Genomic DNA, 16,207 nt, shown 5'->3' with positions numbered 1-16,207 from the left:
GATTTTCCGGCAGGGTAGCTCTGTAACTTCCCTAGAGTTCCCACTTCAATTCTTCCTACCATGAAAAGTGTATTTCTAAGCCTATTATTGGCCACTGGTTATGCTGTTTGGGGTCAAAATCATTCACAAGACACTACCCATATCAACTTTGATCACATTGAACTTAGCGATGTGGTGGTAATTGATAATTGGGAAAATGAACACACCCTAAAAAACTCTGTGGACAATCATCAATTGGAGCTTCAGCTTAAACAGCTAAAAGGGGTTAACCTTATTTCAAGAGGGAGCTTTGCACAAGAGGTGGTATACCGCGGTCAGGCAGATGGACGTATACAGGTGAAACTAAACGGAATGCGGGTGTACAGTGCCTGCACGGATAGGATGGATCCATCCACATCCTACATTGTGGCCAATAACCTTAGCACTGCCGAAGTAGCCTCAGCCTGCGAAAGCCACTGTGCCAATAACGGATTGGCCGGAAGCTTAAATCTGGAAACCAAAGAACCTACATTTAGCCAAACCAAACCTTGGCGATTTGGCCTAATTCAACAGTACCAAACCAATACCAATGGCTTTAATACTGCCATGCATGTAGAAAGCAACACCAAAAAACTAGCCTGGCGGCTAAATGGAAGTTGGTTGCAAAATGGAAACTACTATGATGGCAATGGACAAGAGATTCAATATTCTCAAAACCAGAAGCAAAACTGGGCGCTAAACTCGGTATACAGGCTTTCGCCAAAACGCTTTTTGAAGCTTGACTTTATCTACGATTTAGCTACAGATGTAGGTTACCCTGCCCTTACCATGGATGTAAGCAAAGCTCGTGCTGTGATTGGCGGGCTTACCTACAGTAGTTATCATTCCGTTGGTCCATTCACCCGGTTTGACCTAAAAGTGTACTACAATGACATTTACCATGAAATGGATGACACTAAGCGCGAAAATGTATTTATGCACATGGATATGCCTGGCTGGAGCCAAACGGCAGGACTTACTTTCAATGCTTTTGATTGGACTGTAGGAAAACACACCATCAGTGGTGCTGCTGAGTATTACACCAATTTCCGCAGAGCCGAAATGACTATGTACCCCCATGATGATTCAGAGCCTCCCATGTTTATGCTCACCTGGCCCGATGCTCGCATTCATGGGATGGCGTTAGGCCTTACGGATAACTGGAAGTTTGGTAAAAACCATGTGAACACTACTATCAGAATGGATTATGAAACCTCAGCGTTAGTGGATGATTTTGGCAATAAACAATGGGAAGGCATGGGCTATGACATGAGCACAAATAGACAATTTATTTTACCTCAAATAAAAAGCTCCATCACCCATCACCTTTCTAACACACATGCCCTAACGGCCGCAATTGGTTACGGAATGAGAGGCCCTACCACTTCAGAGCTGTATGGCTTTTATCTATATAATGCCCACGATGGTTTTGACTATTTGGGCAATCCAGACCTTAAGCCTGAGCAACTACTAAGTGCAGAAGTTGGTTATACCTACACCAAGAAAAAATTCAACTTCTCTTCTACTCTATTTTTACAACAATATTATGATTACATCTTTGGGCTCACCACCAACTATAGCGCAATGACTTATGGCGCCAACGGAGTACGCGAATATGAAAATAGAAGCGGAGCCACCTTTTGGGGAGTAGAGATTGGTGCTGAGTATGCTTTCAGTAAATCTTTTGTAACTTCCGCTAAAGGGGAATACTTACGTGGCTTTAGGCCTGAGGCAGACCTACCGCTTATACCACCTTTGCAAGGTACCATTGGAGTAAATTATAGTCTAAAACGTTTCTCCTTTTTGGCACAAAGCCGAATGGCAGCAGAGCAAAAACATTACAATACGGAATATGGCGACCGCTACACTCCTGGCTATGTTCTACTAGATGCGGCAATCGGGTACACCCTTCCATTCAAAAAATTGAACACACAAGTAGAAATAGCTGCCAACAACCTGCTAGACACCTACTACCGTGATCACCTCAACTGGGGTGGTATACCCAGCATGGGACGAAATATTGTGCTAAAACTAAAACTGGAAATCTAGCCCAATAGACTTTCAAATTTTAGCATTCCGTTCCCCTTCGAAGATCGGTAACTTACCGTGATTTTTCACCGGATTTAAGGCACTTAATTTAGCACATCTTAATAAAAGACTAAAAAGTCCTTTTATATGATAATTGTCATTTTTTAGCCCCTCTTCCCCTTCTACCTTCGTGGTATAATTAAAAAATCAAAGAACCCATGAAGAAGTTAACAACCATAGCCGTTTTTGCCATTTTGATGGTGATGGCCGCATGTGGCGGAGGTGGAACCGAAGAAAGAAAAACGGTAAAAACTCCTGATGTAGTAGCCCACGAAAAAGCTATGAAGGAAGAAAAAGCTCCGGCAATTGATCCGATGACTAGCAAAGGAATTGGCCCTGTATCTGAAGTTACACTTGGTGAAACCATAGACCAGGGAATGGTAGCTGAAGGACAAGCCCTTTTTGAAAAAAACTGCGCTGCCTGCCACAAAACGGATAAGAAATATATAGGGCCTGCACCTAAAGATATTCTTGACAGAAGAACTCCTGAATGGGTGATGAACATGATTATGAACCCAACAGAAATGGTGCAAAAAGACCCTATCGCCAAGCAAGTACTAGCTGAGGCAAATGGAGCCATCATGGCTGATCAAAACATCAGTGAAGTAGATGCTCGTAAGATTCTCGAGTATTTCCGAACACTTTAGTAACAACCTAAAACAAATAAACAATGAATCGTTTAACCAAAATAATGGCCGTGGTGGCTCTTGCGATGACCCTGCCACAAGGCTGTAACAACAACAGTGAGGCAGGCACCGAAAAAAGTGGTGCCATAAACAGATCAAGCGCTGCAGAAAAAGTATATGTAGCCCCTGGCGAATACGATGAGTTTTACTCTTTTATGTCTGGTGGTTTTAGTGGACAAATAAGTGTGTATGGGCTTCCATCTGGCCGTCTTCTCAAGGTTATCCCAGTATTTTCTGTAGATGGTGAAAAAGGTTATGGTTTTAATGAAGAAACCAAACCTTTGCTTGAAACCACTCATGGTTTTATCCCTTGGGATGATGCTCACCACCCTGAGCTTTCTCAAACAAATGGAGTACCTGACGGAAAGTATATTTTCATTAATGGTAACAACACACCACGAGTAGCCCGAGTAGATCTTACTACTTTTGAAACTGCTGAAATCATTGAACTTCCAAATGCCGGTGGAAATCACAGTTCTCCTTTTACCACCGAAAACAGTGAGTATGTAGTGGCCGGAACACGTTTTAGTGTACCTGTGCCTCAAAAAGATGTGCCGATTGCTACCTACAAGGAAAACTTTAAGGGAGCCTTGTCTTTTATTTCTGTAGACCCGGAGCATGGTCATATGGATATTGACTTTCAAGTACTGATGCCTGGGTATGATTATGATTTGGCACATGCCGGAAAAGGAAAATCTCATGGCTGGATGTTTTTTACCACATACAACACTGAGCAAAGCCATACGCTGAAAGAAGTAAACGCTTCTCAAAACGATAAGGATTACATAGCCGCCATCAACTGGAAAAAAGCCCAGGAGTATATCAAGGATGGTAAGTTTAAGGAAATGGATACAGAATATTTGATAAACCGTTATGACGAAAACAAGCACATGGCGGAAACTATTAAAAGGAACAAAGTGCGTGTACTTGATGCAAGCGAGTACCCGGGAGTAGTTTACTTCTTGCCTACACCAAAATCTCCACACGGAGTGGACGTAGACCCTACAGGTTCTTACATTATTGGTAACGGTAAGCTTAATGCAAACCTTACTGTGCACAGCTTTGACAAAATGATTCAGGCCATCGAAAATGAATCTTTTGCCGGAGACGCTTATGGAATTCCTGTGCTAAACTTTGAAGATGTGGTAGCCGGAACTGTAGAAAGTGGCGGCCTCGGACCATTGCACACCGAGTTTGATGGAAAAGGAAATGCCTACACCACATTCTTTATCAGTAGTGAAGTTGTAAAATGGAAATTGGATACTTGGGAAGTACTTGATCGTATTCCTACGTATTACTCTGTTGGTCACCTAATGATACCTGGTGGAGATAGTAAAGAGCCTTGGGGCAAATACATGGTGGCGCTTAACAAAATCACCAAAGACCGCTACCTGCCTACCGGTCCTGAGTTAGCACACTCTGCTCAATTGTATGACATTAGTGGAGACAAAATGGAGCTCATTCTTGACTTCCCTACCATTGGTGAGCCTCACTATGCACAGGCCATACCAGCCGACCTGGTAGCACCAAACAGTAAGAAAATTTACAGCTTAGAAGAAAATGCGCACCCATATGCCACCAAGAGTGAAAAAGACACTCGTGTGGAGAAAAAGGGCAATGAAGTACACATTTATATGACCACTATACGTAGCCACTTTGCTCCTGATAATGTAGAAGGTATTGAGGTTGGTGACAAAGTATATTTTCATGTAACTAACCTTGAGCAAGACTGGGATGTACCACACGGATTTTCAGTAATGGGCGCACAAACTGCCGAACTACTGATAATGCCCGGACAAACCGAAACCTTACTGTGGGAGCCTAAAAAGCCAGGGGTAATTCCATTCTACTGTACTGACTTTTGCTCTGCACTGCACCAGGAAATGCAAGGATACTTAAGAGTTTCTGCCAAAGGGCAAGCTCCTGAAGTAACTGCTACCACTGGTGAGTAATAGATGACCGTGTATGTACAAAGGGGCTGCCTGATGTTTAGAATTATTGAAAGTGCTTTCATTAATAAAAGACAGCCCCTTTTACTCACAAACCCAAAACACCCTCACATGAAATCTATTCCAAGAGTATTAGCCATAATAGCTGTTGCTTGTCTGCTTATGCTTTTCTTCTTTCCCTTATGGGAAATAACACTGATAGCTCCTCAATATCCTGATGGCATCACTATGTACATCTGGATAAATCAAATTACCGGAGACTCTCCAGGTACGCTTCAAAATATCAACATTTTGAATCACTATGTAGGCATGAAAATGATAGAGCCGGATAGTATTCCAGAGCTTACTTACTTCCCTTGGGTAGTAGGCGCGCTTGGTGTTTTTGGCATTATTACGGCCATTGTAAACAAGTCTTGGGTGTACCTCACTTGGGCTCTTGTATTTCTAGTATTGGGCACATTAGGCATTTATGACTTTTACCTATGGGAATATGATTACGGCCACAACTTAAGTCCATTGGCTCCGATTAAAGTGCCCGGGCAAAGTTATCAGCCACCACTATTTGGTACTAAAATGCTGCTAAACTTCAATGCTAAATCATACCCGGGTATTGGAGGCATTTTTACCGGAGTTGCCCTTTTTCTATCCTTTGTTGCCTTTTGGCTAAAAATGAGATTCACTAAAACTTCAGTTCGCTCAACATTTAAATAATCAAAAAATGCGGCAGTTAAGCTTCCCACCTACCGCATTTTTTATCCACATGAGAAGCCCAATCTCGCCTGATGAGCGAGCCTAAAACCCACAACATCATGATTAAGTATTTTGGATTTTTTACCGTAGCCCTATTCACACTTATCGGCTGTAAGCCAAAAGTAAAACCGATAGAGTATGGCCATCAGGCCTGCGACTACTGTCGGATGAGCATAGTAGACGAACGCTATGCCGCACAGCTGCAAACCAGCAAAGGCAAAACCTACAGCTTTGATGCTTTGGAATGCCTTATTAATTATAAACATGAAAATGAAGAAACGGCCTACCAGCAAGAATTGGTGACCGACTACAATACACCCAAAAAGCTGATTCCTGCCGAAGGAGCATACATAGTACGCAGCAAAAAACTGCCTAGCCCCATGGGTGCCTATCTCACCGCTGTACCCACAAAAAGTGAGGCCGAAAAACTGGTAGAAACCAATGGTGGGCAAATATTTACCTATCCGCAAGTAGCGGAAGGCCTGGAAAATTTACCAGAGCTATGAACAGATATTTGGTTGTTATAATCACAGTTGTGGGTTGGAGTGTGACCGCCTTCTCAAAAGAGTGGGAAGTGGGTTCCTCTCAGGCGGTTGCCTCCATTTCACCGGCCATACAAAGGGCTGCCCCTTTTGACACCATCTGTGTAAACGCTGGTGAGTATAGGCCCACTGCCGCCATAATAATCGATAAGCCATTAACTATTTTGGCCTGTGGCGAAGTAAGCATAAAAGCCCCAGAAAAGAGCGGCATATTTGAAGTTCGCTCCGATTCCGTTACCATTTCTGGCTTTACCTTAAGGGATGTGCACAAGAGTTACATTAAAGATTTGGCCGCTATTTGGGTAGATTACTCTCAGCATTTTACCCTTAGCGAAAATACCATCCAGGACTGCTTTTTTGCCATCTTTTGCACCAAGTCAAAAAATGGTTTTATCGAAGGCAACAACATTACTGGAAATGCCGAGCAGGAGCATTCATCTGCCAATGCCATTCATCTTTGGTATTGTGATAGCATGAAAATTGAAAACAACCTGGTAGAACACCACCGTGATGGCATCTACCTTGAGTTTACCGATAATTCCAGTATTTCTCACAACATGAGCCGCCACAATCTGCGCTACGGTTTGCACTTTATGTTTAGTAATGATGATGTTTATAATGGCAACACCTTTACGGATAATGGTGCTGGTGTGGCGGTCATGTTTAGCGACCACATTACCATGGTAGAAAACAATTTTCTTGAAAACTGGGGTCGTGCTTCCTATGGGCTGTTGCTCAAAGAAATTTATGACAGCCGCATAGAGAGAAATACGTTTAAGAAAAATACCATCGGCATATATAGCGAAGGCAGCAGCAGGGTGGCCTTTACGGCAAATGAGTTTAATGCAAATGGCTGGGCACTAAAAATGCGTGGTAGCTCCATGGACAATATGCTGAAGCAAAATAATTTTATTGCCAATAGCTTTAATGTAGCTACCGATGCCAAAACAGATCATAACACCTACAGCAATAATTTTTGGGATGACTATGATGGTTACGATTTGGACAAAGATGGAATTGGCGATGTACCACACCGTCCGGTAAACCTATTTAGCTACCTGGTTTCTCGTATTGATGAAAGCATCATACTACTGAGAAGCTCATTTATAGAGGTTTTAAACTTTACTGAAAAAATGGCTCCTGCCGTTACCCCCACCAATCTGATTGACGAGGAGCCACTGATGAAACCCTACCCTATATAAATAAAACCGACAACAGCCATGATTGAATTTAAAGACATCCATAAAAAATTTGGCAAACAGCAGGTACTTCATGGTATAGACCTAAAGTTTGACCAAGCCGGAATATTTGCCATACTGGGGCCAAATGGTTCTGGAAAAACCACATTGATAAAATCGCTAATGGGCATGGTACATCCTACCGCTGGCGAAATATTGATTGATGGAAAAGTAAAGAAAGGCAACGATTACCGCAAAAACATTGCTTATCTCCCTCAAATTGCCCGCTTCCCGGAAAACCTTACCGTGGAAGAGTTTCTTGATTTTATTGAAAATATAAGAGGCAAAGCCGAGCGTAAATTCCAGCTAATGGAATGCTTTGGCGTGGAAGTTTTTTATAAAAAGAAACTCCGCACTTTATCTGGCGGTATGCGCCAAAAAGTAAACTTAGTAAGCGCCCTGATGTATGACACGCAAACCATCGTTTTGGATGAACCCACCATTGGGCTTGACCCTGTGGCTCTGATAGCGCTCAAGGATTGGTTGCGCATGGAGCAAGCCGCTGGAAAAACCATTTTGCTCACCACACACATTATGGACATTGTGCAAGAGCTAGCCGATGAAATTGTATTTCTACTGGATGGCAAAGTGTACTACCGCGGCACACAACAAGAGTTACTTACCAAAACTGGCGCACCAAATACAGAGCATGCCATAGCCCAATTACTCACCCTCAAAAAAGCCGCATAGCCATGTCAAAAGTTTTTAAGTATTGCTTTCTAGATCTTATCCGCAGCCGCTGGACGATGGTCTACTTGCTCTTCTTCATCATTACCTGTGGCGGCCTGCTTTACCTAAGTGGTGACAGCGCAAAAGTGGTGGTAAGCCTGATGAACATTATCATTCTACTAGTACCACTCATCAGCATGATTTATGGAATGATGTACATGTATCAGGTGCGCGATTATGTAGAAATATTGCTGGCGCAGCCCATCTCTCGCAAAAGTATTTTTGGAGGATACGTGCTCGGACTTAGTGCCGCCCTTAGCGTAAGTGTAGGTTTGGGTATTTTAATTCCCTTGGCCTTTCATGATTTTCAACAAATATTTACTGCGCAGTGGCTTATGCTCACTGTAATTGCCATAGTACTTACTGTAATATTCTGTGTGATTGCTGCTTGGTTGGTTTTGGCAAATGAAAATAGGTTGAAAGGGTTTGGCCTAGGCTTATTTATGTGGCTATTGTTGGCCGTTATTTACGATGGAATCTTTCTGGTAGTCTTAGTTGCTTTTGAAGGTTTCCCATTAGAAAATCTTGCTTTGGGGCTCACCCTTTTAAACCCCGTGGATATGGGCAGAGTACTCTTGATTTTTCAATTAGACTACAGTGCACTTATGGGTTATACTGGAGCTATTTTCGAAAAATTCTTTGGTACCACTAGCGGCAGCTTGCTTATTGGAGTAGCCTTTCTATCTTGGATTATTGTCCCACTAGTGTTTTTGCTTCGCAAAGCACGGGTCAAAGATTTTTGATTTTAAAGTATACTTCTGAGTAAAACCCACGAAAAATGAGAAAGCAGCATTTGCTTCTTATTGTCCCGATATTGCTATTGCTGGCTTTTTATTCGGCATTTGGCCGGGTGGGCTGGGACATGCCTATACCAGATATTGCCGCCAAGCACGGCTTTTATATGGTGTCTGGTTTGTTTGGAACCCTCATCAGCCTTGAGCGCACCTTTATACTCAAAAACAAACTTTGGCTGGCCGTCCCATTAGTAAGCTTTGCCTCCGTAATCCTAGTCATAACGGAGTTTCCATTGTGGGGGTTTTTAGCGCAAGCTGTAGCTGCCATTCTGCTATCTTTTTTATACTTCATTCAATGGCGAAGGCATAAAGAAGTCTATCTGCTTATTTTAACACTTAGCGGCTTGGCCTGGATGACCTCTGGCTTGGTGCTGATGACGGGTAAAGGTTTTGCCGCAGCCAGCATTTGGTTGATTCTCTTTTTGCTTTACACCATTGTAGCCGAAAGATTAGAGCTTAGCAAGTTTGTGGCTACACCAAAATGGGCTAAACCTGCGTTGCTCATTCTATTTATTTTGCTCTTTGCCGTCCAAGCCATACCGTTTCACTGGGGCACTAATTACCCTTCCGGAATCTTGATTGCCGCTACAGGTTTTTGGCTATTACAATTTGATATGGCTACCAAAAACCTCAACAAATCAGGTTTTTTCTTTTATACAGGAAGCACGCTATATACCGGTTTTGTATGGCTGATGATTAGTGGTGTACTTATGGCGCTGCCGCTCCAAACCTTCTATCATTATGATGCCGTGTTACACAGTTTCTTTATTGGTTTTGCGTTTTCAATGATATACGCACATGCGCCAATCATCTTTCCGGCTTTGCTAAAAAAACACCATACGCCCTTCCATAAAATACTTTACATACCCGTATGGCTCATTCATGTTTTGCTCCTGCTGCGTCTTTATGCTGATTACTCCGGAGATTGGACTTTACGAAAGTGGACGGGACTGCTTCAGGTTTTAGTCATGCTCCTCTTTTTTACTTCTTTTGCGGTTCTTATGTTTAGAAAAAAGAAAGCAACATGAGGAATGTTTCCCTCCCTTGGCTCCTCACCATTTTGATGGGAATGATAGCCGCCATCATAGGGCTTGTCCTGCGCTTTTATTTTGCATGGCCGTTTTCTCTCAATTTCAAATATCTGCTCCACGCGCATTCACATGCCATGCTTTTAGGCTGGCTTCTGGGGGCTTTGGTGCTTCTCAGTTATAAAATGTGGAATATTGAAATACCCACATCGCATAAGCGTATATTTTACCTCATGGTCATCTGTGTATTGGGAATGCTCCTTTCCTTTCCCTTTCAAGGGTATGCGGCTGTTTCCATTACTTTTACTACTCTTCATTTGTGGCTTAGTTATATATTACTTTTCAAGGTTGCCAGGCTGAGCCGGAACCGTGGACTAGCGGGTAAGTTGGTTCAAACTGGAGTTGTGTTTTTCTTTATTTCCAGCATTGGACCGTACAGCCTGGGGCCGCTTATGGCCAATTATTTACAAAGTTCACCATGGTACGATCAGGCCATCTTTTTCTACCTGCACTTTTTGTACAACGGAGCTTTCTTCTTTTTTATACTGGCTTTTATCGTTGAGAAATTCAAAGTTGCCAACATGATTAAAAACCAGAAAGCTTTCTATGTATTCATGTTATTTGGCACCCTCCTCACCTGGTTTCATAAGCTGGATTATTCCTTTGATTTTTGGTGGATAAATGTGCTTGCCGGCATGGGTTCCATTTTTCAAATACTGGCAGGAGTCATGCTCTTGCACCCAATATTTGTTGCAAAACCTTCCATACACTTTCGTGTAATCTTATGGGTGCTATTGCTCAAGTGGATTTTTCAAATCTTGGGATCTTTCCCCATGGTGGCAAGCCAGGCGGTCAACAATCGCTTTGTACTCATTGCTTACCTACACTTCATTTTTTTGGGAATATTTACTCCACTTATATGGTATGCCTTGCGAAAACAGATTTCAGGATTTAACAAACTAATGAGCACCTATTGCATCCTATTTTTGCTTACTGAGCTTGCTCTCGTCTTGCCTTCGCTCAATCTTATTGCAGGGTTTACTCTATGGCCACAAATCACCTTTATACTTTATCTGGGCTTCGTGGTAATCTGGTGTGTTTTTGGTTTTAAATACCTTGTGTCAAAAGCCGAAACGCCTAAGACTTTATGACGAATATAGAAATCAAGCGGATCTACGAAGAGTCCTCTGAAGATGATGGTTACCGCGTACTTGTAGACAAACTGTGGCCAAGAGGTGTAAGTAAGACAGATGCCAAACTAGACAAATGGTGGAAGGAAATAGCTCCCTCCACAGAACTTCGAAAATGGTTTGACCATGACCCTGAAAAGTGGGATAACTTTAGTAAAAGTTATACTCAAGAGCTCAAAAATTACACTAACGAGATTGAAGATTTTTTAAAGAACATTGATCAGCGCAAGCGCGTTACCCTTCTGTATGGCGCCAAAGATGAAAAGCACAATCATGCACTGGTGCTAAAACAGTTTATAGAAAAACAATAAAAAATGGAATTTACGCTAAATGATTCCCATGAAAATGGGCTTGATAAATTTGAACTAAAACAAGGAAACAAAACCGCTGCTGTGGTAAAGTATAGGAAAGATGAAAGTACATTGACAGTGGAACATACCGAAGTAATGCCTGACTTTAGAGGCACCCCTGCCGGACGTACCATCGTGGAAAAAGTAAAATCTTACACGGATGAAAACAAGCTAAACTTAAAGTCTGAATGCAGTTACTTTTCGCATCAATTAGACAAAATCTCTTCTACTTAGTCCACAGGCTCGTAAAGCTTAAAAACGTTTGAATTCAATTCTTCTATTTCTAACTGTAGCCAAGTGAAATCCCCGGTTTTGAATTTCCAGGTAACCTCGCATGTAGAAGGCAATATTTTACCGTCCAGCTCCTTATATTCAAGAATATTTACCACCCACCTTTCGCGCTCAGCATTAGCATTTCCCCCATAATATCTATCCGCTTCAAAACTGAGGATTTGGCCACTTTCGTCAAAATTAAAAATGCCCGATACTTCTGAATCGCCATCTTCTAAAGTAGCCTTGACCCGCAGCGGGGTCAGCTCCTGCCAACTGATGTATTCGCTAGTGGCCATTGAGGGATACCAGCACATTTCCCCCAAGTAGCGAATTTTTGCGCCAGTATTCATTTGTACCGAAGGGCCTTCATTTACTACGTTAAACCAGCCCAAAAGCTTTATCAACATCTCTCCCTCGTTAGCCGTGAGGCGATCCCTTCCATATAGATGCACTAAAGGATTCATGGTCACATTTACAGTCCAAATAAATTCCGGGTTGGAAGTATTTATATATTGAACTGCTTCAAATGACATCCAATCACCATCGGGTTTAGTTTTCATCGCCCCTGTCTGTTTCAACCGTACAAATGATGCTTTAGGCTTATCTATCACTTTAGAGAAATCCAACCACTTGCGCACGATTGGTGGCAAATTTTGAATAGAACCAGCGGAAATAGTTGCAGATAAATTGCTGGGTACCTTTTGCAAAAATATTCTTTGCTCCTGATGCACTTGTGCGTTAAAGCGGTTGGCTCCCCAAGTTATAAAGGCAACTACCAAAATGATACAATTGGGAATTGTTCCAAACTTAGAATCTTTCCACATCATTATTATCAGTACTTGAGAAAGGATAACGGCCAAAACAGCAAGTTGGAACCACCAATAAAAACCATAAGCATGGCCTCCCATCGATACTAAAAACAAAACACCAGCAAAAAGCCAAAGTAGGCCTACAGATCTTGAAATATCCTCAGGTAAGATGGAGGTATTTATCAAATTAAAGGCACGCAGAAAACCTATGCCATGAATACTTCCATGAAGGAAAAGCAATATTGAAAACACTAATTTATAACTGCTCATAACTTATATAAAAAGACTTTAAACGTTGACGAACCGTTTCGGGATCAATAATCAAAATATTTGCTTGGGTTTATAGCAAGATGAAATCTGATGATCAGAAAATCACATCAACCAACTCCGTGTAACAGTCCAAGCCAGGGATAATACTTATTTCATCAGTATCAATTGGCTATCCTTTATGCTATTTACCCAGTGCTTCACGTTGGGCAATATATTTACGTACTTCCCAGGTACTAGATATACTCTTTCTTCGGTTTCTGTTTCATACAAGGCTTCACCTTCTACACAGAGCAATATGGCTTCCATTTTTGTAACGTGCTCCTTTAGCTGTTCTCTTGCAGGTATCTGTATTGCAGCTATCATACCTGTACCCCTGAACAATGGAAACGCAGAAACTTTACTCGCTGAACTGTGGAGTTCTTTTAGCATCATTGAAAATAGTTTTTATATGTCTTTAAATAATCTCGTATTTCAGTCAGGTTATCACCAGTAACCTTCTCTATTTTGGCTTTAAGGGGAATAAGGTAATTATGCAACTGATCATGCGCCTCACCAGTCATGGTACATTTTTTAAATATAGTCCGAAACTCATTTTGCAAGTCCACCTGTAGCTGATCATAGGCCTGCGTTTCTTCATCAAAATTGTTTCCCAGAACAAGCATGTTGTTGATGCCTTCTGTGGTTTCGGCATTGCCTTCCCAGCGTTTGCCATTGTTTAACTTTACATTAGAATCTCCACTGGACTCGTGTATGTGAGGCTCACTTTTAGACTGTGTTCCGTGCTCGTGCTGATGGCCTTTTTCTTCCGACTCCCCTGCATTTGGCTGGCAAGCTACCATTAGGGCTACACTTGCCACTATCATTACTTTTTTCATGACTTATAAGGTTTCTTTTACTTCTGATTTTTCATTTAAATCATCTCTATAAAAACCACCTCTGTTACTGGTTTGCTGCAATGAATCTTCCACCACGGCAAGTGATACATTCACCATAATTCGCAGCTCACAAGCTTTTACGGAGTAGTCACTTTTTGGTAGCAAATGTTTTAAATTCATAAGCTTGGCCCTGGCACTTATCAAGCGGGGCTTTGTGCGTATTACCCCTACAGACTTGTCCATTATATCCTGAACATTTTTTTTGAGTCCATTGTACTTCATTTCGCTGCAGCTACAATTTATCTCAGGAATGCCGCCATGGTTAAATTGTAATTCTTCAAAGTTGGTTTTGAGATTTTCAGCAGCATTTTTAGCAAATACCAGTGCCTCAAGTAGAGAGTTGGAGGCTAGTCGATTTGCTCCATGAAGGCCCGTACAAGTGCACTCTCCCGCAGCCAAAAGATGGGGCACCGTAGTCTTACCAAACTTATTGGTAATCACCCCACCACAAAAATAATGAGCGGCTGGCTTTACGGGCACCATTTCAGTACGTACATCTACGTTCTTATTAATCAAATAGGCCGCAATGGTCGGGAATTTCAAAGCAAAATCATTGGTATCAAAGTGCCTGAAATCTAACCACACATGTTCTTCACCACTTTCCTGAATTTCATTATAAATGGCTCTGGCCACTACATCACGTGTGGCCAATGAGCCTCGGCTGTCGTACTTGTACACAAACTCTTCACCCCTATGATTTCGTAATACCGCTCCATAGCCGCGTACTGCCTCGGAAATCAAAAAAGGATTTGGCTCATTGGGACTATAAAACACTGTAGGATGAAATTGAACAAAGGCCATATTTTTGAGCTGCGTTCCGATTTCCATAGCTAAAGAAAAACCATCGCCCGTAGCTATTTCTGGATTGGAAGTATAGGAATATACTTGTCCGGAACCACCAGTGGCCAGCATGGTGTAATGCCCATTAATGGCATATACGCCATCATCGCTACATACCATAGCTCCAGTACAGGCCATACCCAAATCATTATTTTTTAAAAGTTCCAGCACAAAATGATTTTTGCGCAACTCAATGTTGGCCGCCTCTTCGCATCGCCTTAGGAGTACTTCTATAATACTTGCCCCCGTGTGGTCTCTACAATGTAAAATTCGGTTTGTGCTATGCCCTCCTTCCTTGCCCAGGTCAGGTTGATTTCCATTCCCATCAAAGTTTACTCCCCATTGCATCAGCTGCCTCATTTCCTCTGGTGCCTTTTGCACTACCATTTCTACTATTCGCTTATCACAAAGTCCATCACCCGCTTGCAGTGTATCCTTTATGTGTTGCTCGTATGAATCTTCCAAATGGTTCATCACGGCCGCTATACCACCTTGTGCACAGCTTGTATTTGACTCATTGATTAAGGCTTTGCTCAGCACGACTATCTTCCGTAAAGGAAAAAAAGCAGAACAATGTAAAGCAAAACTGAGCCCCGCAATACCTGATCCTATCACTATTATATCGTGGCTTTCGCTTCGCAAGGGCTAGATTGGTTTGTTACTTCAAACATGCGCTCAATGGGGAGTCGAGCTTTTCGGATAATCTCTTTATCTAAAGTAATTTCTGGATAACCATACTTTAGGCAATCATGCAACTTTTGTAAAGTATTCACTTTCATAAAGGCGCATTCACTACAAGCACAGGTGTTGTCTTCTACACTTGGTGCGGGTATCAGTTTTTTTTGTGGAAGGTTTTGAGCCATTTTATGTAAAATGCCATGCTCCGTTGCTACAATATAGGTTTGGGCATCATCCTCTTGGGCAAATTTTAACAGTGCTGCTGTAGACCCAACAAAATTGGCCACTTTCAAAATATGAGCTTCTGATTCTGGATGGGCAATTATTTTGGCTTCAGGGTGATCGGTTTTAAGCTTCACTATTTTTTCCAAATCAAAAGCCTCATGCACTATGCAGGCCCCGTCCCACAGTTTCATATTCCGTCCGGTTGTTTTTATAAGGTATTTTCCAAGGTTCACATCAGGTGCAAAAATGATGGGCCTTTCAGCCGGAATAGAGTTTATAATCTTTACCGCATTTGAACTGGTGCACACAATGTCCGTCATGGTTTTTACCTCAGCCGTACAATTGATGTAGCTCACCACAATATGGTCCGGATACTTTGCGCTATACACCGCAAAACTTTCGGGTGGGCAAGACTCAGCCAGCGAGCAACCTGCTTCCAAATCCGGCAATAACACCTTCTTATTTGGGTTTAAAATTTTTGCCGTTTCTGCCATAAAGTGAACCCCTGCAAATACAATTATTTCAGCATCGGTTTTTGCGGCTTCCTGCGCCAAAGCCAAACTATCACCAACAAAATCTGCTACATCTTGTATTTCCGGCACTTGATAGTAATGAGCCAAAATCACTACGTTTTGCTCTTTGCGCAAACGCGAGATTTCCTGCTTTAATTCTTCTGTAGTCATCCTTTTGTAATGGCCTATTTTAAAGACCAAAACTAAGGTTTGAACCTGCCATAAGCACTGATAAATATCAGGTTTGCACTTACCTAATCTTGACTGTTTTTTCAATTATAACAACTGATCTAACCTGACAGT

General features: G+C 42.1%; 17 protein-coding genes. 12 read left to right on the top strand and 5 right to left on the bottom strand.

Annotation, left to right across the window (positions count from 1 at the left end):
• Nucleotides 1–60: 60 nt before the first annotated feature.
• The 12 genes from OWEHO_RS17110 (at nucleotide 61) to OWEHO_RS17055 (ending at nucleotide 11,596) form a co-directional block, all read left to right on the top strand.
• Nucleotides 61–2,067 carry a TonB-dependent receptor plug domain-containing protein gene (locus tag OWEHO_RS17110; RefSeq protein ID WP_014203761.1) on the top strand — a complete coding sequence of 669 codons (2,007 nt, stop codon included), beginning with the start codon at nucleotides 61–63 and terminating at the stop codon, nucleotides 2,065–2,067.
• 197 nt (nucleotides 2,068–2,264) lie between these two features.
• Nucleotides 2,265–2,753 (top strand): c-type cytochrome, encoded by a 489-nt coding sequence (locus tag OWEHO_RS17105; protein ID WP_014203760.1) that lies wholly within the window; start codon nucleotides 2,265–2,267, stop codon nucleotides 2,751–2,753.
• 23 nt (nucleotides 2,754–2,776) lie between these two features.
• Complete coding sequence (nosZ, locus tag OWEHO_RS17100) at nucleotides 2,777–4,744, top strand: Sec-dependent nitrous-oxide reductase (protein WP_014203759.1); 1,968 nt, start codon at nucleotides 2,777–2,779, stop codon at nucleotides 4,742–4,744.
• Between the two features lie 108 nt (nucleotides 4,745–4,852).
• Complete coding sequence (locus tag OWEHO_RS17095; protein WP_041627706.1) at nucleotides 4,853–5,452, top strand: hypothetical protein; 600 nt, start codon at nucleotides 4,853–4,855, stop codon at nucleotides 5,450–5,452.
• A gap of 71 nt (nucleotides 5,453–5,523) precedes the next feature.
• Entirely contained in the window at nucleotides 5,524–5,997 is a 474-nt protein-coding gene (locus OWEHO_RS17090) for a nitrous oxide reductase accessory protein NosL (protein WP_052301157.1), read from the top strand.
• A complete protein-coding gene (gene nosD, locus OWEHO_RS17085) occupies nucleotides 5,994–7,235 on the top strand; it encodes a nitrous oxide reductase family maturation protein NosD (protein ID WP_014203756.1) in 1,242 nt (413 codons plus the stop codon). Before OWEHO_RS17090 ends, nosD begins: the two co-directional genes overlap by 4 nt.
• Before the next feature lie 18 nt (nucleotides 7,236–7,253).
• Nucleotides 7,254–7,961, top strand: coding sequence for an ABC transporter ATP-binding protein (locus tag OWEHO_RS17080; RefSeq protein WP_014203755.1), 708 nt, complete (start codon nucleotides 7,254–7,256; stop codon nucleotides 7,959–7,961).
• 2 nt (nucleotides 7,962–7,963) lie between these two features.
• Nucleotides 7,964–8,743 carry an ABC transporter permease gene (locus tag OWEHO_RS17075; RefSeq protein ID WP_014203754.1) on the top strand — a complete coding sequence of 260 codons (780 nt, stop codon included), beginning with the start codon at nucleotides 7,964–7,966 and terminating at the stop codon, nucleotides 8,741–8,743.
• Nucleotides 8,744–8,778: 35 nt separating this feature from the next.
• The gene (locus tag OWEHO_RS17070; RefSeq protein ID WP_014203753.1) at nucleotides 8,779–9,822 is read left to right on the top strand and encodes a hypothetical protein; all 1,044 of its coding nucleotides are present in this window, start codon (nucleotides 8,779–8,781) and stop codon (nucleotides 9,820–9,822) included.
• Nucleotides 9,819–10,973: a hypothetical protein gene (locus tag OWEHO_RS17065; RefSeq protein WP_014203752.1), complete on the top strand. Its 1,155-nt coding sequence runs from the start codon at nucleotides 9,819–9,821 to the stop codon at nucleotides 10,971–10,973. The genes OWEHO_RS17070 and OWEHO_RS17065 overlap by 4 nt, the downstream gene beginning before the upstream one ends.
• Entirely contained in the window at nucleotides 10,970–11,323 is a 354-nt protein-coding gene (locus OWEHO_RS17060; RefSeq protein WP_014203751.1) for a DUF488 domain-containing protein, read from the top strand. The genes OWEHO_RS17065 and OWEHO_RS17060 overlap by 4 nt, the downstream gene beginning before the upstream one ends.
• Nucleotides 11,324–11,326: 3 nt before the next feature.
• Nucleotides 11,327–11,596 (top strand): GNAT family N-acetyltransferase, encoded by a 270-nt coding sequence (locus OWEHO_RS17055; RefSeq protein WP_014203750.1) that lies wholly within the window; start codon nucleotides 11,327–11,329, stop codon nucleotides 11,594–11,596.
• Here the strand turns inward: OWEHO_RS17055 and OWEHO_RS17050 are convergent.
• From OWEHO_RS17050 to nadA, 5 genes are all read right to left on the bottom strand, one after another.
• Entirely contained in the window at nucleotides 11,593–12,714 is a 1,122-nt protein-coding gene (locus OWEHO_RS17050; RefSeq protein WP_014203749.1) for a DUF6544 family protein, read from the bottom strand. The genes OWEHO_RS17055 and OWEHO_RS17050 overlap by 4 nt on opposite strands.
• Nucleotides 12,715–12,861: 147 nt before the next feature.
• A complete protein-coding gene (locus OWEHO_RS17045; protein WP_014203748.1) occupies nucleotides 12,862–13,146 on the bottom strand; it encodes a cupin domain-containing protein in 285 nt (94 codons plus the stop codon).
• Nucleotides 13,143–13,589 carry a hypothetical protein gene (locus OWEHO_RS17040; protein ID WP_014203747.1) on the bottom strand — a complete coding sequence of 149 codons (447 nt, stop codon included), beginning with the start codon at nucleotides 13,587–13,589 and terminating at the stop codon, nucleotides 13,143–13,145. Before OWEHO_RS17040 ends, OWEHO_RS17045 begins: the two co-directional genes overlap by 4 nt.
• A 3-nt stretch (nucleotides 13,590–13,592) precedes the next feature.
• The gene (nadB, locus tag OWEHO_RS17035; RefSeq protein ID WP_014203746.1) at nucleotides 13,593–15,131 is read right to left on the bottom strand and encodes an L-aspartate oxidase; all 1,539 of its coding nucleotides are present in this window, start codon (nucleotides 15,129–15,131) and stop codon (nucleotides 13,593–13,595) included.
• Nucleotides 15,107–16,075 carry a quinolinate synthase NadA gene (gene nadA / locus OWEHO_RS17030; RefSeq protein WP_014203745.1) on the bottom strand — a complete coding sequence of 323 codons (969 nt, stop codon included), beginning with the start codon at nucleotides 16,073–16,075 and terminating at the stop codon, nucleotides 15,107–15,109. Before nadA ends, nadB begins: the two co-directional genes overlap by 25 nt.
• Nucleotides 16,076–16,207 lie beyond the last annotated feature (132 nt).

Source organism: Owenweeksia hongkongensis DSM 17368, from assembly GCF_000236705.1.
GTDB lineage: Bacteria > Bacteroidota > Bacteroidia > Flavobacteriales > Schleiferiaceae > Owenweeksia > Owenweeksia hongkongensis.
The sequence above is the reverse complement of the archived record's forward strand: the minus strand, read 5'-3'. Positions and strand labels throughout refer to the sequence as shown.

What these genes read in the sequence shown, in the direction of transcription:
- OWEHO_RS17110 (WP_014203761.1), top strand. Translation starts at nt 61, where the DNA reads ATGAAAAGTGTATTTCTAAGCCTATTATTGGCCACTGGTTATGCTGTT.
- OWEHO_RS17105 (WP_014203760.1), top strand. Translation starts at nt 2,265, where the DNA reads ATGAAGAAGTTAACAACCATAGCCGTTTTTGCCATTTTGATGGTGATG.
- nosZ (WP_014203759.1), top strand. Translation starts at nt 2,777, where the DNA reads ATGAATCGTTTAACCAAAATAATGGCCGTGGTGGCTCTTGCGATGACC.
- OWEHO_RS17095 (WP_041627706.1), top strand. Translation starts at nt 4,853, where the DNA reads ATGAAATCTATTCCAAGAGTATTAGCCATAATAGCTGTTGCTTGTCTG.
- OWEHO_RS17090 (WP_052301157.1), top strand. Translation starts at nt 5,524, where the DNA reads ATGAGCGAGCCTAAAACCCACAACATCATGATTAAGTATTTTGGATTT.
- nosD (WP_014203756.1), top strand. Translation starts at nt 5,994, where the DNA reads ATGAACAGATATTTGGTTGTTATAATCACAGTTGTGGGTTGGAGTGTG.
- OWEHO_RS17080 (WP_014203755.1), top strand. Translation starts at nt 7,254, where the DNA reads ATGATTGAATTTAAAGACATCCATAAAAAATTTGGCAAACAGCAGGTA.
- OWEHO_RS17075 (WP_014203754.1), top strand. Translation starts at nt 7,964, where the DNA reads ATGTCAAAAGTTTTTAAGTATTGCTTTCTAGATCTTATCCGCAGCCGC.
- OWEHO_RS17070 (WP_014203753.1), top strand. Translation starts at nt 8,779, where the DNA reads ATGAGAAAGCAGCATTTGCTTCTTATTGTCCCGATATTGCTATTGCTG.
- OWEHO_RS17065 (WP_014203752.1), top strand. Translation starts at nt 9,819, where the DNA reads ATGAGGAATGTTTCCCTCCCTTGGCTCCTCACCATTTTGATGGGAATG.
- OWEHO_RS17060 (WP_014203751.1), top strand. Translation starts at nt 10,970, where the DNA reads ATGACGAATATAGAAATCAAGCGGATCTACGAAGAGTCCTCTGAAGAT.
- OWEHO_RS17055 (WP_014203750.1), top strand. Translation starts at nt 11,327, where the DNA reads ATGGAATTTACGCTAAATGATTCCCATGAAAATGGGCTTGATAAATTT.
- OWEHO_RS17050 (WP_014203749.1), bottom strand. Translation starts at nt 12,714, where the DNA reads ATGAGCAGTTATAAATTAGTGTTTTCAATATTGCTTTTCCTTCATGGA.
- OWEHO_RS17045 (WP_014203748.1), bottom strand. Translation starts at nt 13,146, where the DNA reads ATGATGCTAAAAGAACTCCACAGTTCAGCGAGTAAAGTTTCTGCGTTT.
- OWEHO_RS17040 (WP_014203747.1), bottom strand. Translation starts at nt 13,589, where the DNA reads ATGAAAAAAGTAATGATAGTGGCAAGTGTAGCCCTAATGGTAGCTTGC.
- nadA (WP_014203745.1), bottom strand. Translation starts at nt 16,075, where the DNA reads ATGACTACAGAAGAATTAAAGCAGGAAATCTCGCGTTTGCGCAAAGAG.